The following is a 19,436-nucleotide window of genomic DNA, read 5'->3' as shown; positions in this document are numbered from 1 at the left end:
TCTCCTTATATTTGAAAGCTAAAAAGCTAGGTTACATTTTACAATATTTCAAAAAATAATACAAGGAATAATTGCCTTAATAATAATATAAATAAGTAATTATTCCTTTGTTAGAAATTATAAAAAAACTTTATACATTTCCTTAAAAAATCAACCTTTTAAGGAATCTTATGCCAAAACAAGAAAATCACTATTTTTTCCGCTCCAAACTCTCACAACGCGATATTGCAGGAATCTTACAGATTGACACCAAGACACTCTATAATTGGAAAAAGCATAAGCCTAACCTCTATCGTATTGTAATGTTAGGATTCAAATTTGATGAAATGTTAGCCTCAAGCAAACAGCATTATGAGGAATTACTCAAAATTGAAACAAAGATTAAAGAAGAACATTTAAAAACCAAAGAGAACTAAGTTGCAAAATGTATAGCTTATGGCAAAATATTTGTAAAAATTCCAAATCATTATTTATTTTTAAGCTTCTCATTTAAGAATCGTTATAAAATTACGCTTTCACAATCTATCATTGACAATTTTAAGGGAGTCCAATGCGCAGTATCATTTTATTGCTTGTTTTTGGTGTTTTGGGATTCCTATTTTACGAATCAAGCTCGTTTTTGGAAGCAGGTTCTGGAATCGCAATCTTTTTGTATGGAATTATGTGCCTTAAAAATGGCTTTGGAAACTTTAGCACTTTCATTGAAAGAGTGCTAAAAAAATGGGCAAATACCGCAACCAAAAGCTTAATCTTTGGTGCAATCTCTACAATGATTATGCAAAGCAGTGGGCTTGTCTCTGTCCTTGCAATCTCCTTTCTAGCCGCTGGCTTTATCACGCTTGGGCAAGGAATTGGGATTATTTTTGGGGCAAACCTTGGAACAACCATCGTTGCGTGGGTGATTGCCATTGCGGGTGTGAAGTTTGATATTTCCTCTGTTACAATGCCTCTGCTTGTTTTTGGTGTGATATTAAATCTCCAAAACTCCAAAAACGCAAAGGCGTTTGGTTCTATTTTGTGCGGAATCGGATTCTTTTTTCTTGGAATCTCTCTTGTAAAAAGCGGTTTTAATGAGCTAAAAGACATCGTGGATATTGCACAATATGGGCAAATTAGCGGAATGAAAGGTGTCTTTTTATTTGTCTTTATCGGGATTGTTCTCACCGTGATTATGCAAAGTTCTAATGCGAGTTTGCTTGTGGCTATCACGATTCTAGCCGCAGGACAAATGAGCTATGAAAACGCTTTGGGATTTGCCATTGGTTCAAACATCGGTAGCACGGTAATGGCAATCATCGGCTCTATTGGCACAAATATCGCGGGCAAGAGACTTGCGGCGGCGCATTTACTCTTTAATAGCATCACCGCGCTTGTTGCAGTTGTATTTTTGCAACAAATGATTTTTGTCGTGCGTGAATTTTGTAGCGTGGTTGGAATCGCAAATGACGATTATATTTTGCAGCTCACCGCATTCCACACACTCTTTAATATCGTAGGAATCGTATTAATGATGCCTTTTATTGGCAAAATGGTTTATTTTCTTGAAAAATTCATCGTGGATAAAAAATCAAAAGAATACGAGCCTATGTATATTAACGATTCCATTGTGTCCTACCCCGACACAGCGATTGAAGCCTTGCATAATGAAATGGAACATCTTTATGACAACTGCTTCTTGGTTTTGACTTATTCGCTTGGATTTACGCGCAAAGAGATTCACTCCAACACACCTTTCCGTGAAATTATTGCACACAAAAAGCTTTACAAAAAAGACATTGATTTGGATAATCTCTATAAGATTAGCATTAAGAATCTCTTTGATAAAATGTTTGACTTTGCCACCACTGCACAAACTTATATCCACGACAAAGAGCAAATGAACAAGATTGCGCATATCAAAAACGCTGCGCGCAGGGCGGTAGAATCTATCCACCAGCTTAAAATGCTTCACCGCAACCTTAAAGAAGCGGCACAAACAAACAACGAATCCCTAGCAGAGATTTATAATGAAATACGCATTGACTTAGCGGAAGTTTTGCGCAGCATTGAGAATCTTGAAAAAAGCTCTGATGAGAATATTCAACTGATTCTAGCAAGTATCCGCAAAGGTTCTGCGCTCCTAGACCAAGAGGACGACAATGCAATTAGCAAAGTAGAAAAGCTGATTTTAGAAAACAAAATCAGCGCAAACAATGCTTCCTCTATCTTAAACGATATTGATACCGCAAACAAAGTGAGCAAAGACTTGCTTGCGATGACGCAGCACCTTTACGCAGCAGACTATACACCCATCACCCCCGCTTAAAAAGCAGAGTATTCTTTGAATCTCTGCATTGTGGAAAGCAGATTCTTTCTTTTCTTTGTCTTTTTCGCATAGAAACAAATGTTTCAAAGATTAATGAATGTCCTTAATCTTGTCGGAATATTTTTGTCGGTATTTTTTAATGTTTTCTACCGCAACTTTCTGCATATCCGCCACCTTATCAAATTCATCTAAAATTTCTTTACCAAGCAGTGTTTCAATCGCATCTTCACGCGTTACAACTCCATAAAATTGCCCATATCTATCCTGCACGACAAAGAGTTGTTCTTTTTGGGCGATAAAAAGATTCAGCAACTTAAGCACAGAGAGATTAAAAGGCACAATATAAACAGGACGCACAAAATCTCCAATGGTGCGCTGTTGGCTCTCTGATGAATCCTCTTGCAATCCTGCCTCTAAAATATCCTGCGTATAGACGATTCCAATCACAGAATCCACACTCTCCCCATAAACAGGAATCCTTGAATAGTTATAGATATCCTTTTTCTCTAACGCCTTTTGAATCGTGTCGCTATAACACAAGGAAACAACAACACTACGAGGTGTAAGAATATCAATGGCTTGATAATTTTTCAGCTTCAAAAGATTTTCTATAATATGTTCCTCGCGCACTGAAATAGAACCGCTTTTCTGCCCTATTTGACTGGCTGCTAGAATCTCATCACGATCAATAGAGGCACTAGAGCTTGTTTTAACAAAATGCGTAATGAGTTTTGCAACAACAACAAAGGGGGAAACAATTTTCAAAAGATAATGAATGCTTAATGTAACATAAGGGGCTAAAGTCTTCCAATAAGTCGCCCCAATCGTTTTAGGCAGAATTTCAGAGAAATAAATCAACACAATGGTAAGGATTGCAGCACCTAAAGCTTGATAATCTAATCCATAAAGACTTGCGACTTGAATCCCAACACCTGTTGCAGCGGCGGTGGTTGCAAAGGTATTCAACACCAAAATTGCTCCCTCTGCATCATCAACATTGTTTTTAAGGTTTTTAAGATAGCCTCCAATTTTTGGATTTTTCTTTTCAAAACTCGCAACAAAAGAGGGCGTAATGGACAAAAAAACGGATTCCATAATAGAACAACAAAAGGTAAAAACAATCGCAACAAGACAATAAATAACCAATAAAGTCATACGAATACCCCCTTAATAATGTTGCAAATTGCCCACGCCAAGCGTAGCACTCATTACATCTTCTAATGCCACGACACCAATAGCATTTTGCTCACTATCTACAACCAAAAACAAATGCTCTTTTTGCGCAATAAACTTTTCTAACAAATCAAGTAGCCCCATTTCAGATTCCACTTTTGTGATATGTTTTGCAATGCTTTTTAATGCCTCTTTTCCTCTTTTTTCAAGACTAGCCTGCAAAATGCTCTTTTTAAACACAATAGAGGCAATTTCACCTGAATCTTCCGCATATAAAGGAATCCTAGAGCATTTATGAACATCAGGAATCTTGAGGGATTCCTCAATACTTGTTGCTTCGCTTAAAGCGAATATTTTTTCCTTTAAAGTCATTATGTCTCTTGTTTTAAGGTCTTTTTGCAAAATCAAATGCTCTAAAATGTCCCCCTCTAACTCATTAATAGAACCGCTTTTTTCTCCGAGATTCATAATGGCTAACACCTCATCACGGCTCATTTGACTTGCATTATCCCTTTTAAACAAGCGCGTAATAATGCGAGAGACATAGACAAAAGGAAAGGTAATACAATACAACACTAAAATACAATACGCCATTGGAGAAACAATCATTTTCCAATAAGTTGCACCAATCGTTTTGGGCAGAATTTCAGAAAGATACAAGATGCATAAAGTCATTATCAATGCCACAGCCCCTTGCCAAGATTCGCCAAAAATCTCCACCGCCTGTGCGCCCACTCCTGCTGCACCCACCGTGTTTGCAAAGGTATTCACCACCAAAATCGCTCCAATCGCATTATCAATATTCGCCTTTAAATACTTCAAAACCTTACCACTTCTAGAGTGTGTTTTCGCATAACTTTCCATAAAAGAGGGCGTAACAGAAAGCAAGGCTGCCTCCAATACAGAACAAATAAATGAAATCACGATTGCTAATAAAAAATAACCAACCAAAAAAGGCATTTATCCTCCATAAAGCCTAAGTTTTGCTTTTAAATATTACCATAAAAAGTGCCTAAAATTATGCAATAAACAAACTTGCCCGATAAATTTGTATGGAATCCTATCAAAATTAAAGCTCCAATCGCAAAATAAATGCACGTCTTGTAGAAAATTCTTGCAAAAACTCCCTCTGTTTATCGCGATAAACCCCAAAAATATCTACAAAATAAAAGGCTTCCACTGCACCATTTTGTTCCAAATTTTTCTCTAACTTTTTAATCACCGCCTTATAATGATAATCCTCTGCAATAACCGCAGAAAATGTGGCAAAATTACCCGCAGATAAATTTTTGGATTCCAACTCAACCTTTAACTGCTCTCTAAAACTTAACAAATGTAAATCTAACCATAAAATATGTTGAGGAATCACTTTCAAATCTTGTCTAAAAGACTCGCTCCTTAGCCCCAAAATCAACACAATCGTCCCTAAAAAAACCAATAAAACTAGAGGCAACAAAACAATTCCCCTAGAGTGCTTTAAATGATTCATTTTTCAACCTCAACAATAAGAGTATTTGCACAATATGGATTTGCATTTGTATCATTGACGCATATTTCAAGCGCGAACCCCAAAGGTGTTTTAGAAATATTAACTTCTGTTATTTCATCAATAATTGTTTGCCTATTTTGTGGAATATTTTGCAATTTAGCTTTAGATTCCAACGCAATAGAATCGCCAAAATGCAAATAAGAAACAGAATCCAAAAAATAAATCTTAGGAGAAATTTGCAAAGAATTTAGTGGTGTAGAATCTCTGAAAAAGGTCGGAATCTCTAAAAGCATTTTGTTTGCGTTTATCTCTAAAACCTTTCCTTGAAACTTGAGCGAATAAAAATCTTTAGGAGCAGAAAAATTATGGGCAACAAAAAGTGCGCGTTGAGGCATATTTGGCTTTTTATAAACTAAACATTTCTGATTGAGGATTCTATTCGCGCTTGAATCCAAACCCAAAAGCTCTAATGCCAAAACACTGCTAAATTGAATGCTTTTAGGCTCAAAAATAGCATTCAAACAAGGCAAAGAATACTCTCCCACTCTCACATACTCTTGCGCCTTTTCATAAAACATCAAGCTTTTGCCTCTTAAGCTTACCCTATTCGCCCCAATCTCCTCGCCACTGCTCAACATAAGGCTTTCCAAATAAGAATTTTCTAATAGGCGTTTAATTTGCAACAAGGCATTTTGCGCTTGAATTTCTTGGGTGAAATTTTGATTTTGCCAACGACAATTTTGATAAATTTTAAGCAGTGTTGAACCACCCAAAACACCTAAAATACCAAGCAAAATTAATGCAAACAGAACTTCAATGAGGGTAAAACCACTCCGCATATTTTAGCCTTAAGGGATTGTTGCGTTGATTTCATAAAAGCGCAAAGATTCCGATATGGAAAAGCCAAAAACACAATGGGGCGCAATTTTGTTACAAATAGGAACATTATAAATATCCACTTCTTGCATCGCTTTAAAATCCTCTATCCCAATCACCGCAAAACTTCCCAATATTGCCGACATCAAAACACCTAAAACTAAAACAAAAACTAAAAATTCTAGCAAAGTAAAGGCTTTTCTACCCGAATCCACCACAAACCCTTTTTAGAAAACTATATATTTTTAAACATTCTTAAGTTTAATTATCTAAAAATTACTGCATATTCAAACAAAAGTCAAGCGTTTGCACAAATCAAGAAATGAATCACGCAAATAAAGGAGGTAGGGTGTTAAAAACTTCTATTTTATGCGCATTAGGCGGAATTGCTCTCCTATTAATTGGAAATTTTGAAAAATTTACAACAACCCAAACTGCCACAACCCAACACAATCAACCCTGCTTTTTTGTGCAACCCAACCGATTAAATGTCCGCAATGCACCAAATTTAGAGGCAAAAATCATCAGCCAATTACAACAAAATTTTAAAATCTGCACATATTTTAATACACACAATGGCTTTTTGCAAACAGAAAAAGGCTGGATTGCTACCAAATATTTAAGCCTAGAACCTTTCAGTCCAAAACAATTAGGGGATTCCACACTTGCCTCCACTCAAATAGCCACAAGAACATTAAACCTTGCTTCGGATTCTGCCAACAAAGAATCCCTTTATGCAAAACCCCAAAATAAATCAAAATTTCAACTAACAAGCGTCCCCAAAAATTCCACACCCGACTCTTTGCTAGAATCAAACAATCTAAACCCCATTGCTCAAGCTAGAATGGAAATGGAAAATCAAAACTATACACGCGCTAAAAACCTCGCTTTACGCGCAAATTCAGAGAATCCTAAAAATTTAGAAAGTTGGGAAATTTTTGTAAAAAGCGTGTATTTGGAAGGTAAGCCACAAGAAGCTATTTTGATTTTGCAAAACTTTTTGCGACAAAACTACGATGAAAACCTAACCAACCTCTTAAGGCTTATGCAACAAGGACAAAAAATTTGAGCCAAAGTCCGCATAAATGTTTCAGTTTTCAAGAAATCAATAAAGAATGTGCTTTGCGCTTAAAAGTGGAGCAAATGCGCTATTTTGGTGCGATTCTTGTGCAAGAATCCTCTCCAGAGACACTAAACATTGCTTTGTTAGAACCCTTGACCAATCCACACAAAGAAACACTTCAAAGTTTATTTAGCCATTGCGCTTTAGAGTTTGGAGAGATTCATTTGGCAGATTTTGAAAAAGCACTTGTGTGGTTAGAACAAGAAGAATACTTGAAAAACCTACTCAAAAAAATCCAACAAGAAATCAATCAAGAATCCAAAGAAAAAGATTCTAGTATTCAAAGTCTCGTACGATTCGTTTTGCAAATTGCAATATCCAAAAATGCTAGTGATGTGCATTTTGAATACGATTTTGACTATATGCGCATAAGATTCCGCATTGATGGTGTGCTTGTGGAAAGATTTTTATTGGATAAATGGCTTTTTGCTCCTTTGAGTGCTAGTATTAAGCTGTTATCCCATTTGAATCTTACAGAATCCAAACTGCCACAAGATGGGCGTTTTGAGTTAGAATTATTCCATTTAGAGGATACTTTGCGCACTTTTGACTTTCGGGTTTCTACCCTACCGCTCCTTGAGGGAGAATCTATCGTTCTTAGAATTTTAGATAAACACAAAACGCTTTTGCCCCTAGAATCGCTAGGGTTTGGCGACACAGAATTAACACAAATACAATCACTTTTCAATTTGCCTTATGGGCTTGTGTTTATTACCGGACCAACCGGCAGTGGCAAAAGCACGACAATGTATGGAATCCTAAACATTTTAAAAGAGCGCAATTTAAAAATCATTACCCTTGAAGACCCCGTAGAGTATCGTTTGCCACACATTAGTCAAGTCGCAATGAATGCCGAAGTGAGCTTTGCAAATATACTACGCAATGTTCTGCGCCAAGACCCCGATGTGATTATTCTAGGAGAAGTGCGAGATAAAGAAAGTTTGCAAATCGCAATCCAAGCGGCTTTTACGGGACATTTGGTTTTTGCCACATTGCATACTAATGACGCGCTAGATACGATTGTGCGCTTGCACGATATGGGGTTAGAGCCACATTTCATTGCGCAATCCCTAAGCGGAATCATCGCGCAACGTCTCTTACGCAAACTCTGCGTTTGCCAGCAAAACCCCAAACACAAGACACAAGGTTGTGAATCCTGCAACCACACAGGCTATCTTGGCAGAATCGCCATTGCCGAGATTGTGCTTACTTGCGCGGAATTAGAGGATTTCATTTATCACCGCATTAACAAAACACAACTACTAGAAAAGCTAGAAAAACAAACACCAAACTTTACCCTAGAGCAAAAAGCGCAGCAATTAGTAGCCAATGGAATCACCGATATGCGCGAAGTTTATCGCGTGGTTAAATAATGCCAAACTTCCAAGTGCAATTCAAGCAAAAAGGTAAAATCCAAACACGAACTTTTAGCGCAAAAACTCAAAAAGAGCTAGAAAACAAGCTCCACTCTCAACACCTCTTTATCCTAAGCATCACGCCCCAAACAACACTCAAAGACAAATTATCCGTGCTAAATCCCCCTAAGATAAAAGAGATTCTAAGCGCGTTTTATGAGTTAAAACTCGGGCTTAAGGCGCATTTGCCTTTAAATTTACTCCTAGAAAACTTGCAAAATCATACAAAAAACCCTCGTCTAAGCGCACAATTTTCTAAAGCACTTTTTGCGCTAAATTCCGGGAAACCACTCTCTCTTAGCTTCAAAGAAGCGGGATTTTCTGACTTTATTTGCTCTATGATAGAAATAGGGCAAAAGGCGAATATGCTAGAAAATACGATAGAATTTATTTTAATCAGACTTAAAAACACACAAAAGAATCGCAAACTTTTGAAAAAAATTTTATTTTATCCCCTCTTTGTTTTGCTTGTGATGATTGCGGTATTTTTAAGCATTACGCTTTTTGTCTTGCCACAATTTGAAGTGCTGTTTGCGGGGCTTAACACCTCTTTACCATTTCCTAGTAAGAGTTTGCTTTTTATGCGCTCTGTTTTGCTAGATTATGGATACCTTAGCTTTTTAGTCTTTTGTGGAATCGCGCTGCTAAGCTACAAACTTTATCAAAGCTCCTCAAAGTTTAGATATACCCTAGATAATTTATTCCTTAAGATTCCTTATTTGGGTGCTGTTTTGCATTATTATCAACTCTCGCAATTCCTCCTTAGCTTCTTTTATCTCTACAAAAGCAAAGTGTCTTTGCGAGTTGCATTAGAAATCGCCTCGCAATCCCTCACAAACGAAGTCATCAAGCAAAAATCGCAAGGTATTTTTGAAGCAATCTCGTGCGGGATTCCAATTACACAAGCTTTCAATGGCATACTAGATGATTTAAGCATTCAACTCCTCTGTGGCGCACAAAATGAAGAAGGATTCCTAGAATCCCTAGAAGTGCTGCTTGACCTTCATCAAGAGGAATTATCTACACACAGCGAAACACTCCTTGCACTCATAGAACCTTTGATGATTTTAATTTTAGGTGCTTTGGTTTTATGGTTAGCACTTGCAATTTTCCTGCCTCTTTGGGAGTTACCTATGCAAATTCAAGGCATTTAGCCTATCTGCCAATCTCCAAAGCTTGAGTCATCTCTCCCTCTGTCTTAATCACCTCATCAATAAATACATCAATCAATTCTTCTTGCTTATATTTACCCACAATTTCTCCCCGCTTAATCACCAATCCATCGCCACTGCCAAAAGCAATCGCTACATCTGCGTGTTTAGCCTCTCCTAACGCATTGACTGCACACCCCATTACAGAAACCTGCATTGGTGTTTTAATTTTGGGCATTCTCCTTTTTATCTCTTGGAGAAGCGGAACTAAATCCGCTTGCAAACGCCCACAAGTAGGGCAAGAAATATAAGTAATTCCCTCTTTTTGTCTCCCACAATAGCGCAAGATTCCACGCGCAATCTCAATTTCTTTTTCTAATTCGCCCGTAATAGAAACTCGCATTGTGTCTCCAATGCCCTCCATAAGCAACCCACCAAGTGCCATAGAGCTTTTGATAGTAGAAGATTCCAAATCTCCTGCCTCTGTAACCCCCAAATGGAATGGATACTCTACCAAAGGACGCAATGCCCGATAAGCACTCATCGTGCGTTCCACATCACTTGCCTTAAGGGATATTTTAATATCATTGAATCCAAAATCTTCCAACAGCTTAATATTATACAATGCGGATTCCACCATTCCTTTAGGTGTTGCACCATACTTAACCTCAAAGGATTTTTCTAAGCTTCCAGCATTCACGCCGATTCGTATAGGAATCTTATGTTCTTTACACGCATCTACTACAGCTTTAACTTTATTTTTTGCACCAATATTACCCGGATTAATGCGAATACAATCCACCGATTCTGCTGCAATAAGTGCAAGTTTATAGCGAAAATGAATATCTGCAACCAAAGGCAATGCAATCATTGCCTTAAGCTCTTTTAACGCATAAGCGTCTGCTTCATCACTTACTGCCACACGCACAATATCACAACCTGCAAGTTGCAAACAATCAATTTGCTTTTTTGTCTCTTGCAAATCTGCTGTTTTACTATAAGTCATACTTTGCACAGAAATAGGAGCATCACCACCTATCAAAACATTGCCAACCGCAATTTGTTTGGTTTTATAACGCGGTTTCAAAGCTTGAGATTCCATTTTTGTTTATCTTCTAGGATTTATTTTCTTCGTGTTGGTGCAATGGCTGATTATCAATACACAACAAGGAATCTGCAACAATAGTCGTTAAATACCCCTTTGGATTTCCTTCAAAAGGAATACTATCTAACTCCGCTTGTAATCCAATTTCATTTGCTAGTTTCTTAATCTCTTCATCTTTGCCATAACGTTCAATATAATATTGAAAAGTCTCTTTCCAACAAATATCTGGTTGCGCACCTTCTTTGCCGGGAGCATTTAGCATAAACTCTGAAAGATAAGCAATTTTTAGAATCGCAGCAATTTTATCCCGCCAATACTCTATATAGAGGTAATCTTTCAAGTTATCCAAAGTTGCTTTTCCATTGCCTGTTGCAGCAAATCCAAAAGCGATTTTCTCATATCTTTTAAAATCCTCATAAAGCTTTTTGTATTCTGGCATAGAACGCAATTCAAAGTAAGTCTCTGCCATTTGAAACGCATCGGCTAATTTGCGCTCCTTACAAGCTTGGGCGAAATCTAGTTTAATTTGAATCGTTTTTGCTTTCTCCTCTGCAAGAGATTTAAAAGGCGACATAGAGCCCAATAGCTTACAAATCTCTAATGCTTTTGTATAATCGTTCTGGTTTTCACAAGCATTCACGCGTTGCGCAATTTGGTCGCCAATAAGCAATGCACTCTTGTAAATTAAAGTTTCTTTCAAGAAAGGCAATCTATCACATAATTTAAAATATTCTACAAAATTCTTTGCCTTATATTCTTTATCTGCCTGAATAAATTTATCACTATTTCTAAGCAATGTCATCGCAACATCTTTTTTGGATTTAACCGTAACAAAAGGACGTAACAAATCTTGAGCTTTGACCAAATTTCCTTGTGGATCTTGAAAAAGCAATCTCTTAGAAACCTCAAAGGATTTTTCCCAAGTTTCCTCTAATTTAGCATAGGCAACCGTTTCTTTTAGGTAGGGATTCTGCTCTACTAATTTGTAAGCCTCCATATAATTTTTTGCCTCAATGGCGTCCATAAACTTTGCCACTGCTTCTTTTTGCTGCCAATAATAGTCAAACTCCTCTCTTTTGCGCTGGTCTAGCATAAAAGGCTCTACGATTGCTGTTGCTTCTTGTAGTTGATCTTTTGCTAATAAGTCAATCGCTTTTGCCAACATTTCTTTCCATAGAGTCTCTAATTTTGTGCGATACTCTTTTAAAGTCTGTAAAAAAATATTTTTCTCTTGAATTAGACCTGCTGCTTTTTTTAAGTCATTGTTGTTAAGTAGCTCCAACATTTCATCTTTTGCTTCATTGGTATCTACAATCTCAATCGTTCCATCAGAATAACCAATATAAAGCAAACTGCCCTCTAACCTCATTGCCGTAACACCGCTATGCTCAAGCATAATGGAATCGCATAATGTGTTATCGCTTAAATCAATAATGCGTAATTGTTTATCTTTAGCCCCTACGATAGCATAATCTTCACCGGGAAGCTTACGGCATCGCATAAGCCAAGCACCTTTTAAAAGATTCTCTTTAACAAACTTTTGCTCTCGCACATCATAAACCAAAGTTTGCCCCTCTTTTGTCACACAAAACAAAAGCGTATCCTCTGCATAAAAAAATGCGTCCTCAATCAATGATTCTGTTTTAATATTAGCAACCAATGTGTTTTTGACAATATCAAAAATCATTGCACTTTTGCCAAAACAACCCGCAAAAATCAATCGTCCATCTTCGCTAAACGCAATAGCAGAAATATAATCTGGCAAAGGCGGGGTGCTTAGGGCTAACTGATAATTATCCGCGGAATACAATAATACCCGACCATCTTCGCCTCCTGTGGCTAAATAATCGTCTTCTTGTGAAAAAGCAACCTTGGAAATTGCAAGTTTTTGCCAAGTTAATTGTGCAATAGGTGCAATCTCTGGGTCAGTAGTTACCACAACGCCTTTTGTGGCTTTAGCAAAACCCATAACGATTTTAGAAGTGGCGTGAGAAATCGCAACGGCTTTACTGAAATGATGCAAAGGCTCAACATCTTTGGACAATTGCAATGCTTTATCGATTACTTTATTTTCTTTTGAGAAAGTAGAAATATTATAAAAATTATCCATACAAATGATAGAATCTTTATCTGTTGAAATTCCAAGCACACTACCAACCAATTTTAAACTGCTTTTTACAGGAAACACTCTAAGCTCCTCTATTTGACGCCTTATACGCTAGTCATCTAAATCATAATTTATTATTTTACCTTAAAGTCTTTGAATTTGTGTTTTAAATTTACATTTATTCGCTAGACTTTGACAAAAAAGGGACAAGAAAGTGCAACATAATTTCCCATTTGGATAAAAAGTAAAACAAATCTTGACTAAAATTAGCAAAATTTGCGCGATTCTTTGTTATACTCAAGCACTAAATTCTATATTAAAGGATTCCTTATGAAAATCACTTACACTCTCACAGATGAATCTCCTGCGTTAGCCACCTATTCCTTTTTGCCTATCGTTCAAGCGTTTTTGGGCAAAGTTGGCATTGCAGTAGAAACTTCTGATATTTCCCTCTCCGCGCGTGTTTTAGCGCAGTTTCCAGAAAGCCTACAAGAATCGCAAAGGGTAAAGGACGAACTCGCCATCTTAGGAGAGCTTGTCAATCAAAGCGATGCAAACCTCATCAAAACACCCAACATCTCCGCCTCTATCCCGCAACTCAAGGCAACAATTAAAGAATTGCAAGACAAGGGCTTTGCGATTCCAAATTTTCCCGATGAGCCAAGCAATGCAGAGGAAAAAACCATTAAAGAAAAATACCAAAAAGTGCTAGGTTCTGCCGTCAATCCCGTGCTTAGACAAGGAAACTCTGACCGCCGCTGCACCAAAGCCGTGAAAGAATATGCAAAAAAGAATCCTTATCGTGTCGTAGAGTTTAACAAAGCCTCTAAAACACGCGTTTCTTATATGGAAAGTGGCGATTTCTTTGATAATGAAAAAGCGGTTTTGATTCAAGATTCCACAAAAGCGAGAATTGAGTTTGTTGGAAGCAATGGCACAGAAGTGCTAAAAGACAATTTGAAGCTAGATAAAAACGAAATTTTAGACGCTACTTTTATGAGCGCAAAGGCTTTGGATAAATTTTATGCCGAGCAAATTGAAGTGTGCAAAAAAGAAAATATCCTACTTTCTCTCCATTTAAAAGCTACGATGATGAAAGTAAGCGACCCTGTGATTTTTGGACACGCGGTGAAAGTGTATTTTAAAGAGCTTTTTGATTCCTTTAGCGAGGAGCTTACACGACTAGGCGTGAATGCCAACAATGGCGTGAATGAATTGCTAACAAAAATAGAAAATAGCCCCAAAAAGCAAGAGATTCTAGCAAAATACAATGAAATTCTTGCCAAAAGTGCGCCACTTTCTATGGTAAATTCTGATAAAGGAATCACAAATTTACACATTCCAAGCGATGTGATTGTAGATGCGTCAATGCCTGCAATGCTTAAAAATGGCGCAAGATTGTGGGATAAAGAGGGCAAAGAGTGCGATACAAACGCCTTGATTCCGGATAAAACTTACGCAACAATCTATGAAGCAGTGATTGAGGATTTACACCAAAATGGCACACTCAACCCTAGCACACTAGGAAGCGTCTCCAATGTCGGCTTAATGGCTAAAAAAGCGCAAGAATACGGCTCACACGATAAAACATTCATTGCCAAAGAAGATGGAATCTTTAGAATCGTCAATGAAAAAGGTGCGATTCTGCTAGAACACAAAGTAGAAAAAGGCGATATTTACCGCGCAAATGAGGCGAAATTTGAAGCGGTGCAAAATTGGATTGATTTAGGGATACAACGCGCAGATTTAACAGGTAGCAAGGCGATTTTCTGGCTAGATTCCAAACGCCCAAGCAATAAGATTATGATAGACTTAGTAGAGGCGCGTTTGAAAGAAAAAGGCAAGGACATTGCGATTCTACCTCCAAAAGAAGCGTGTTTGGAATCCCTAAAACTAATCCGCGCTGGGAAAGATGCGATTTCTATTAGTGGAAATGTTTTGCGCGACTACTTAACTGATTTATTCCCGATTTTGGAGCTTGGCACAAGCGCAAAAATGCTTTCTGTCGTGCCAATGCTCAATGGTGGCTCTATGTTTGAAACCGGTGCGGGTGGAAGTGCGCCAAAACAAGTGGAACAACTCGTGGAGGAAAACCATTTGCGCTGGGATAGCTTGGGAGAGTTTTTAGCACTCCAAGCGAGTTTGGAATTCTACGCACAAAAAACAGGCAAAAAAGAGGCGCAGATTCTAGCAAATAGCCTTGATAGCGCGATTGGAGAATGGTTAAACAACAACAAAGCCCCTTCACGCAAGGTAGGCGAGGACGATAACCGCACAAGCCATTTTTATCTTGCACTTTATTGGGCAAATGCTCTAGCAAAAGATAGCAGTGATTCTGCATTGCAAGGATTCTTTAAAGGAATCGCGGAGGAACTAAGCGCAAACGAAAGCAAGATTCACCAAGAATATTTAAGCGCACAAGGCAAAAAAGTAGATTTAGGCGGTTATTACAAGCTTGATGACACCAAATGCAATGCGATTATGCGAGGAAGCGCGACTTTCAATGCGATTTTAGCAAAGATTAAATAACAAGGCGGGGGAATCCCCCCTTGCTTTACTCTTAAGTTTCTGCTTCATTGCGAGAAATACGCAGTGTTTCGTGGCAATCCATAACTTTAACGCAAAAGAAGCGTTTGCAATGGAATCTTTCTATTAATTCAAACGCAAAGAAACTTTATAATGGAATCTCTAAAGGCAAGATTCTAAATTATGGATTGCCACGAGATTTTAACAAATCTCTCGCAATGAGGCAAATGTTAAAAACTAGAATTTTTAACTAGTTTTACTAAGGATTTTAAGTGGCAAGAATAACTAGAGGCGAAATTAAAAATGCTAATAAACAGGTTTTAACAAACATATATGAAAAGGAATTTACAATAGAAAATACAGCATTTAGATATGAGGGGGATTATTATTTTACTGATGGAGATAAAGTTGCACTATATGCGATTCCACAAGACAATGGAACACATTATGTCAATGCTTTTTATAATATCACGCGTGATGTGTTTGTGCCTGTAAGAAAGCTTAACTATCCCATATGGAGTTCTATTGGCTGGTTTTTGGCAATTCAGTTTATCACTATATTCATAGGGGTAATAATTCCTTTAATGGGAGCATTTAACTCATTTGCTAACAACACTATATTTATAAATCTGTGGGGTTCTTTGATAGCAATTGGCTCATTTGCTAGTATTGCAACACCATTCTTTATTTTTTATCGCAATTTTAAACAAAATAAAGAAATAAAATTACTTAATCAGCAACTATACGCAGAGGGTGAAGCAATGCGTAAAGAGCCAAACAACTAGAGATTTCATAGCAGAATCTCGCAATGACGAGGTGGGTAGTTTTTTGTATGCGGGATTATGGATTGCTTCGTCATTCGCTTTGCTCATTTCTCGCAATGACAGCCTCACAGATTCAACAAAACCACCGCACAAACAACCATAGCCATACCAATATAGCCAACGATTCCTAATCGTTCTTTAAAAAAGACATAGCCTCCAATGCTTGTGCCAACAATCCCCACCGCACCCCAAGTAGAATACGCCACGCTTAAAGGCATATCCTCAAGCGCAAAAATCAACACACTAAAAGCCGCCCAAACCATCAAAATGCAGCCTATGGTATAGCCTTTGTGTGTGAAAGCGTTGGATTTTTTTAAAAACAAATTTGCAATCACATCTAAAACCGCCGAAATAACGACATATCCTAAAGCTAAGCTCATTGCATTTCCTTATGGGCAATTTGTGTAGAATCCGATTCTGCTTCTTTTCTTTCGTTTTTCAATTCCGCATAATTAATGAGTGCGATTCCGCCAATAGACAAGACAATGCCGACTTTTTGTGTCCATAGCAATTCCTCACCAAAATAAAACACGCTAATACAAACCACGCAGACTGCGCCCAATACTTCCCATATCGCATACGCCACACCCACCGAGATTCGCTTCAGTGAAAGAGCCATAAAATAATAGGACAACACAAGCAAAACATACATACTCACAAGCCCCCATATTTCACCCGCACTTGCCTTCATTAAATTCACAGCAAAGACTTCGGTAAGAATCGCAAAAACCAATAAAAGATAAGCTTTTTTTAGGCTCATTTTATTCCTCACTTTGTTGTAAAAAGCTATCAAACAAAAATTGATGTTCCTGTGGCAAAGCTTCAAAAAGCCCAAAAGCTAAAGCGCGAATCTCCCAAAGCGCATTTTTAGAACTTCTTAGGCTTAAAAAATTTTGCAAACTTCTTGCATTAATGCTCCAAGTAAGTTCTGTTTTATACGATTCTGGCATAGCAAATTTAGCTAAATCGTTGCCAATATTGGATACAAGTAGTTTTCTTAGGTTTTCTAATGCCAAGATGGAAGCCTCATTTACCGCTTGATTGCTCGTAAAAACCAAAAAATGCTTTGCCCTTTCCATATTATCCACACAAAAAGGCAAAAAGGATTCCTCCTCTTTTAATTCCTTTAGTGTATAGCGGGTGGATTTCACGCTTAAAGAGGCGATTCTATGACGCGCTAACTCCTGCAAACACGCGCGGCTAATGCCTTGAATATAAAAAGTATAATATAAATGTTCCAAAGTAGAAGCGTGTTTAAATTTATTACCCACACGATGAATCAACTCTTTGTCTTTTTCGCCACCCTCATCGCCTTTTTCAAAACTCTGCCAACAAGTGCGAATCGCGTGTGCGCAGGTTTTTAAGTCTGTGTAATTTAAAAGTGTAATTTGCATTGATGATTCCTTAATTAAATTTCAATCGCTGTGCGTGTGTGATTGCAATCGCAATCGCATCGGTAATATCTAGTGGCTTGATTTCACCTTTAATCCCTAAAAGCCGCTTTACCATAAAGGCAACCTGTTCTTTTTGAGCTTTTCCATTGCCTGTTAAAGCCTTTTTAACTTGCAAGGGTGTGTATTCGGCAAAATTTCCCAACTCTTGCAGAATCTTAAGGCTCAAAGCTCCCCTAAATTGCGCTAATTTTATCACACTTTTTGGATTATAAGCATAAAACATATCCTCAATAGCAACCGAATCAATGGAATGATTTTTTAATACCAAATCAATCCCCTCCACAAACTCTAAAATTTGATGTTGTAAGATTCTTTCTTTAATCTTAATCAATCCTGCTTCAACCAAAGAAATTGCATTTTTTTCTGACTTAATCACAGCATAGCCGCAATTTCTACTTCCCGGGTCAATTCCTAGAATATTCACTTATTTCCTTAAAATGATTTAAAAAACTGCGCAATAATATAAAAATTTTAGTAATTCTTAGATAAAATCACTCCAAATTTCAAGACTTATTCACATATTATTCACACCTGTGAATAACTTTAAAGGTAAAAATTTGAATCCAATTTTATTACAACTTAAAGATGAAATCACGACTTTTGAGTTTGATAATTATATCAGTCAAATCACTTATAATGAAAAATATTCACGCGAAGATAGAATCGTGCTAAATGCACCAAACATTCTCATTGCAAGTTGGATAAAAACAAAATATGCAGATAAAATTGCTCATCTTTTTGAAATTCATAATGGTTTGAAACCTGAAGTAATTGTTGAGGTAATAAATTCTAACAAGAAAAAAGAAAACAAAAGCAATATACGCAACAAACAAAGTAGCACAACAAACCTTAACCCCTCTTTTACCTTTGATTCCTTTGTAGTAGGAAATTCTAATACCTTTGCTTTTAATGTTGCTAAAGCTGTGGCACAAAATCAAAGTATTAAATATAATCCCCTTGTAATTTATGGAAATACAGGACTTGGCAAAACACATTTACTCAATGCCATTGGTAACGCAAATATCCTTGTAGGTAAGAATGTCATCTACACCACAAGCGAACAATTCTTGAATGATTTTTTGTTACATATTCGCAATAATACAATGGAGCGATTCCGCGAAAAATATCGGGCTTGTGATTATCTGCTCATTGATGATATTCAATTCTTAAGTGGAAAAGAGCAGATTCAAGAAGAGTTTTTTCACACTTTCAATGAATTAAAAGAAAATAACAAACAAATCGTTCTTACCTCTGACCGCCCACCAAAAGATATGAAAGGCTTAGAAGAGCGTTTAAAAACGCGTTTTACTTCCGGACTTTTAGCAGATATTCAACCTCCTGAATTAGAAACTAAAATCAATATTATCCGCGCAAAATGTGAATTAGATAGAATCCATCTTGAAGACAATATCATCCATTTTATTGCAGCAAACATTAACGATAATATTCGTGAAATTGAAGGAGTTTTGGTTAAATTAAATTTTTCAATGAATGTAACAAATATCCAAGAAATTGATCTTGATTTTGTCAAAGATGTTTTAAAAGAATATATTAAAGAATCCAAAGAGAATATTAGTATGGATAAAATCATTGACATTGTTGCAAAGTATTACAATCTTAAACCCTCTGATATTAAAAGTAAAAATCGTTCCAAAAATATCGTAACCGCACGCAAAATTGTAATCTACTTAGCGCGCACACTCACGCCAAATTCAATGCCCTATCTTGCAAACTTCTTTGGAATGAAAGACCACAGCACAGTAAGCAAAGCAATGAAAAGTATTCAAGATGAAATGAACGAAAATCCAAATTTTAAAACTATCATTGAAGAAATAAAAAATAAAATAAAATAATACTTTTAGCACAATAAAAACAAAGTTTTGCTAAA

General features: G+C 37.0%; 20 protein-coding genes. 9 read left to right on the top strand and 11 right to left on the bottom strand.

The features are described 5' to 3' along the window. The first annotated feature begins 170 nt into the window (after positions 1 to 170). Together BS85_RS10145 and BS85_RS0102810 are read left to right on the top strand one after the other, a co-directional pair. On the top strand, positions 171 to 416 hold the full coding sequence (locus BS85_RS10145) for a hypothetical protein (RefSeq protein ID WP_034551043.1): 246 nt from the start codon (positions 171 to 173) through the stop codon (positions 414 to 416). A 134-nt stretch (positions 417 to 550) separates the two neighbouring features. After that, complete coding sequence (locus tag BS85_RS0102810; protein ID WP_026943472.1) at positions 551 to 2,305, top strand: Na/Pi cotransporter family protein; 1,755 nt, start codon at positions 551 to 553, stop codon at positions 2,303 to 2,305. A gap of 90 nt (positions 2,306 to 2,395) precedes the next feature. Here BS85_RS0102810 and BS85_RS0102805 read toward each other — a convergent pair whose 3' ends face one another. The 5 genes from BS85_RS0102805 to BS85_RS0102785 all read right to left on the bottom strand — a co-directional run bounded on the left by BS85_RS0102805 (position 2,396) and on the right by BS85_RS0102785 (position 6,058). Continuing rightward, positions 2,396 to 3,460 carry a CNNM domain-containing protein gene (locus tag BS85_RS0102805; protein WP_026943471.1) on the bottom strand — a complete coding sequence of 355 codons (1,065 nt, stop codon included), beginning with the start codon at positions 3,458 to 3,460 and terminating at the stop codon, positions 2,396 to 2,398. A gap of 12 nt (positions 3,461 to 3,472) precedes the next feature. Further along, entirely contained in the window at positions 3,473 to 4,438 is a 966-nt protein-coding gene (locus BS85_RS10140; protein ID WP_051604656.1) for a CNNM domain-containing protein, read from the bottom strand. Positions 4,439 to 4,547: 109 nt separating this feature from the next. Further along, entirely contained in the window at positions 4,548 to 4,967 is a 420-nt protein-coding gene (locus BS85_RS0102795) for a hypothetical protein (RefSeq protein ID WP_026943470.1), read from the bottom strand. Beyond that, on the bottom strand, positions 4,964 to 5,806 hold the full coding sequence (locus BS85_RS10135; protein ID WP_051604655.1) for a prepilin-type N-terminal cleavage/methylation domain-containing protein: 843 nt from the start codon (positions 5,804 to 5,806) through the stop codon (positions 4,964 to 4,966). The genes BS85_RS0102795 and BS85_RS10135 overlap by 4 nt, the downstream gene beginning before the upstream one ends. Before the next feature lie 9 nt (positions 5,807 to 5,815). Next, entirely contained in the window at positions 5,816 to 6,058 is a 243-nt protein-coding gene (locus tag BS85_RS0102785) for a prepilin-type N-terminal cleavage/methylation domain-containing protein (RefSeq protein ID WP_034551041.1), read from the bottom strand. Between the two features lie 134 nt (positions 6,059 to 6,192). Here BS85_RS0102785 and BS85_RS0102780 point away from each other — a divergent pair, with 134 nt between their 5' ends. From BS85_RS0102780 to BS85_RS0102770, 3 genes are read left to right on the top strand one after another with little or no spacing between them, the layout of a single operon-like run. Then, positions 6,193 to 6,912 (top strand): SH3 domain-containing protein, encoded by a 720-nt coding sequence (locus tag BS85_RS0102780; RefSeq protein ID WP_026943468.1) that lies wholly within the window; start codon positions 6,193 to 6,195, stop codon positions 6,910 to 6,912. After that, positions 6,909 to 8,339, top strand: a complete 1,431-nt coding sequence (locus BS85_RS0102775) for a GspE/PulE family protein (RefSeq protein ID WP_245596271.1) — start codon at positions 6,909 to 6,911, stop codon at positions 8,337 to 8,339. The genes BS85_RS0102780 and BS85_RS0102775 overlap by 4 nt, the downstream gene beginning before the upstream one ends. Next, a complete protein-coding gene (locus BS85_RS0102770) occupies positions 8,339 to 9,535 on the top strand; it encodes a type II secretion system F family protein (protein WP_026943466.1) in 1,197 nt (398 codons plus the stop codon). The genes BS85_RS0102775 and BS85_RS0102770 overlap by 1 nt, the downstream gene beginning before the upstream one ends. Position 9,536: 1 nt before the next feature. On the opposite strand, the gene ispG is transcribed toward BS85_RS0102770, so the two are convergent. Next, on the bottom strand, positions 9,537 to 10,634 hold the full coding sequence (gene ispG / locus BS85_RS0102765; RefSeq protein WP_026943465.1) for a flavodoxin-dependent (E)-4-hydroxy-3-methylbut-2-enyl-diphosphate synthase: 1,098 nt from the start codon (positions 10,632 to 10,634) through the stop codon (positions 9,537 to 9,539). 13 nt (positions 10,635 to 10,647) lie between these two features. Then, positions 10,648 to 12,825 (bottom strand): WD40 repeat domain-containing protein, encoded by a 2,178-nt coding sequence (locus BS85_RS0102760; protein WP_026943464.1) that lies wholly within the window; start codon positions 12,823 to 12,825, stop codon positions 10,648 to 10,650. Positions 12,826 to 13,074: 249 nt separating this feature from the next. On the opposite strand from BS85_RS0102760, the gene BS85_RS0102755 reads away from it, so the two are divergent. From BS85_RS0102755 to BS85_RS0102745, 3 genes are read left to right on the top strand one after another with little or no spacing between them, the layout of a single operon-like run. Further along, positions 13,075 to 15,273, top strand: coding sequence for an NADP-dependent isocitrate dehydrogenase (locus BS85_RS0102755; RefSeq protein WP_026943463.1), 2,199 nt, complete (start codon positions 13,075 to 13,077; stop codon positions 15,271 to 15,273). Positions 15,274 to 15,320: 47 nt separating this feature from the next. Further along, positions 15,321 to 15,524: a hypothetical protein gene (locus tag BS85_RS11215; protein ID WP_156938016.1), complete on the top strand. Its 204-nt coding sequence runs from the start codon at positions 15,321 to 15,323 to the stop codon at positions 15,522 to 15,524. Between the two features lie 18 nt (positions 15,525 to 15,542). Beyond that, entirely contained in the window at positions 15,543 to 16,055 is a 513-nt protein-coding gene (locus tag BS85_RS0102745) for a hypothetical protein (protein WP_026943462.1), read from the top strand. A gap of 104 nt (positions 16,056 to 16,159) precedes the next feature. On the opposite strand, the gene BS85_RS0102740 is transcribed toward BS85_RS0102745, so the two are convergent. From BS85_RS0102740 to ruvC, 4 genes are read right to left on the bottom strand one after another with little or no spacing between them, the layout of a single operon-like run. Then, a complete protein-coding gene (locus BS85_RS0102740; RefSeq protein WP_026943461.1) occupies positions 16,160 to 16,474 on the bottom strand; it encodes a DMT family transporter in 315 nt (104 codons plus the stop codon). After that, on the bottom strand, positions 16,471 to 16,854 hold the full coding sequence (locus BS85_RS10130; RefSeq protein ID WP_034551038.1) for a DMT family transporter: 384 nt from the start codon (positions 16,852 to 16,854) through the stop codon (positions 16,471 to 16,473). The genes BS85_RS0102740 and BS85_RS10130 overlap by 4 nt, the downstream gene beginning before the upstream one ends. 1 nt (position 16,855) lies before the next feature. Further along, positions 16,856 to 17,488, bottom strand: coding sequence for an FAD-dependent thymidylate synthase (thyX, locus tag BS85_RS0102730; RefSeq protein ID WP_026943460.1), 633 nt, complete (start codon positions 17,486 to 17,488; stop codon positions 16,856 to 16,858). Between the two features lie 10 nt (positions 17,489 to 17,498). After that, positions 17,499 to 17,972 carry a crossover junction endodeoxyribonuclease RuvC gene (gene ruvC, locus BS85_RS0102725; RefSeq protein ID WP_026943459.1) on the bottom strand — a complete coding sequence of 158 codons (474 nt, stop codon included), beginning with the start codon at positions 17,970 to 17,972 and terminating at the stop codon, positions 17,499 to 17,501. A 133-nt stretch (positions 17,973 to 18,105) separates the two neighbouring features. Between ruvC and dnaA the strand changes: the two genes are divergently transcribed. Then, positions 18,106 to 19,401 (top strand): chromosomal replication initiator protein DnaA, encoded by a 1,296-nt coding sequence (dnaA, locus tag BS85_RS0102720; RefSeq protein ID WP_026943458.1) that lies wholly within the window; start codon positions 18,106 to 18,108, stop codon positions 19,399 to 19,401. The last annotated feature ends 35 nt before the right edge of the window (positions 19,402 to 19,436 follow it).

Origin of the sequence: Helicobacter rodentium ATCC 700285 (assembly GCF_000687535.1) — a bacterium.
Lineage (GTDB): Bacteria > Campylobacterota > Campylobacteria > Campylobacterales > Helicobacteraceae > Helicobacter_D > Helicobacter_D rodentium.
This window is presented reverse-complemented; position numbering and strand designations above follow the sequence as displayed.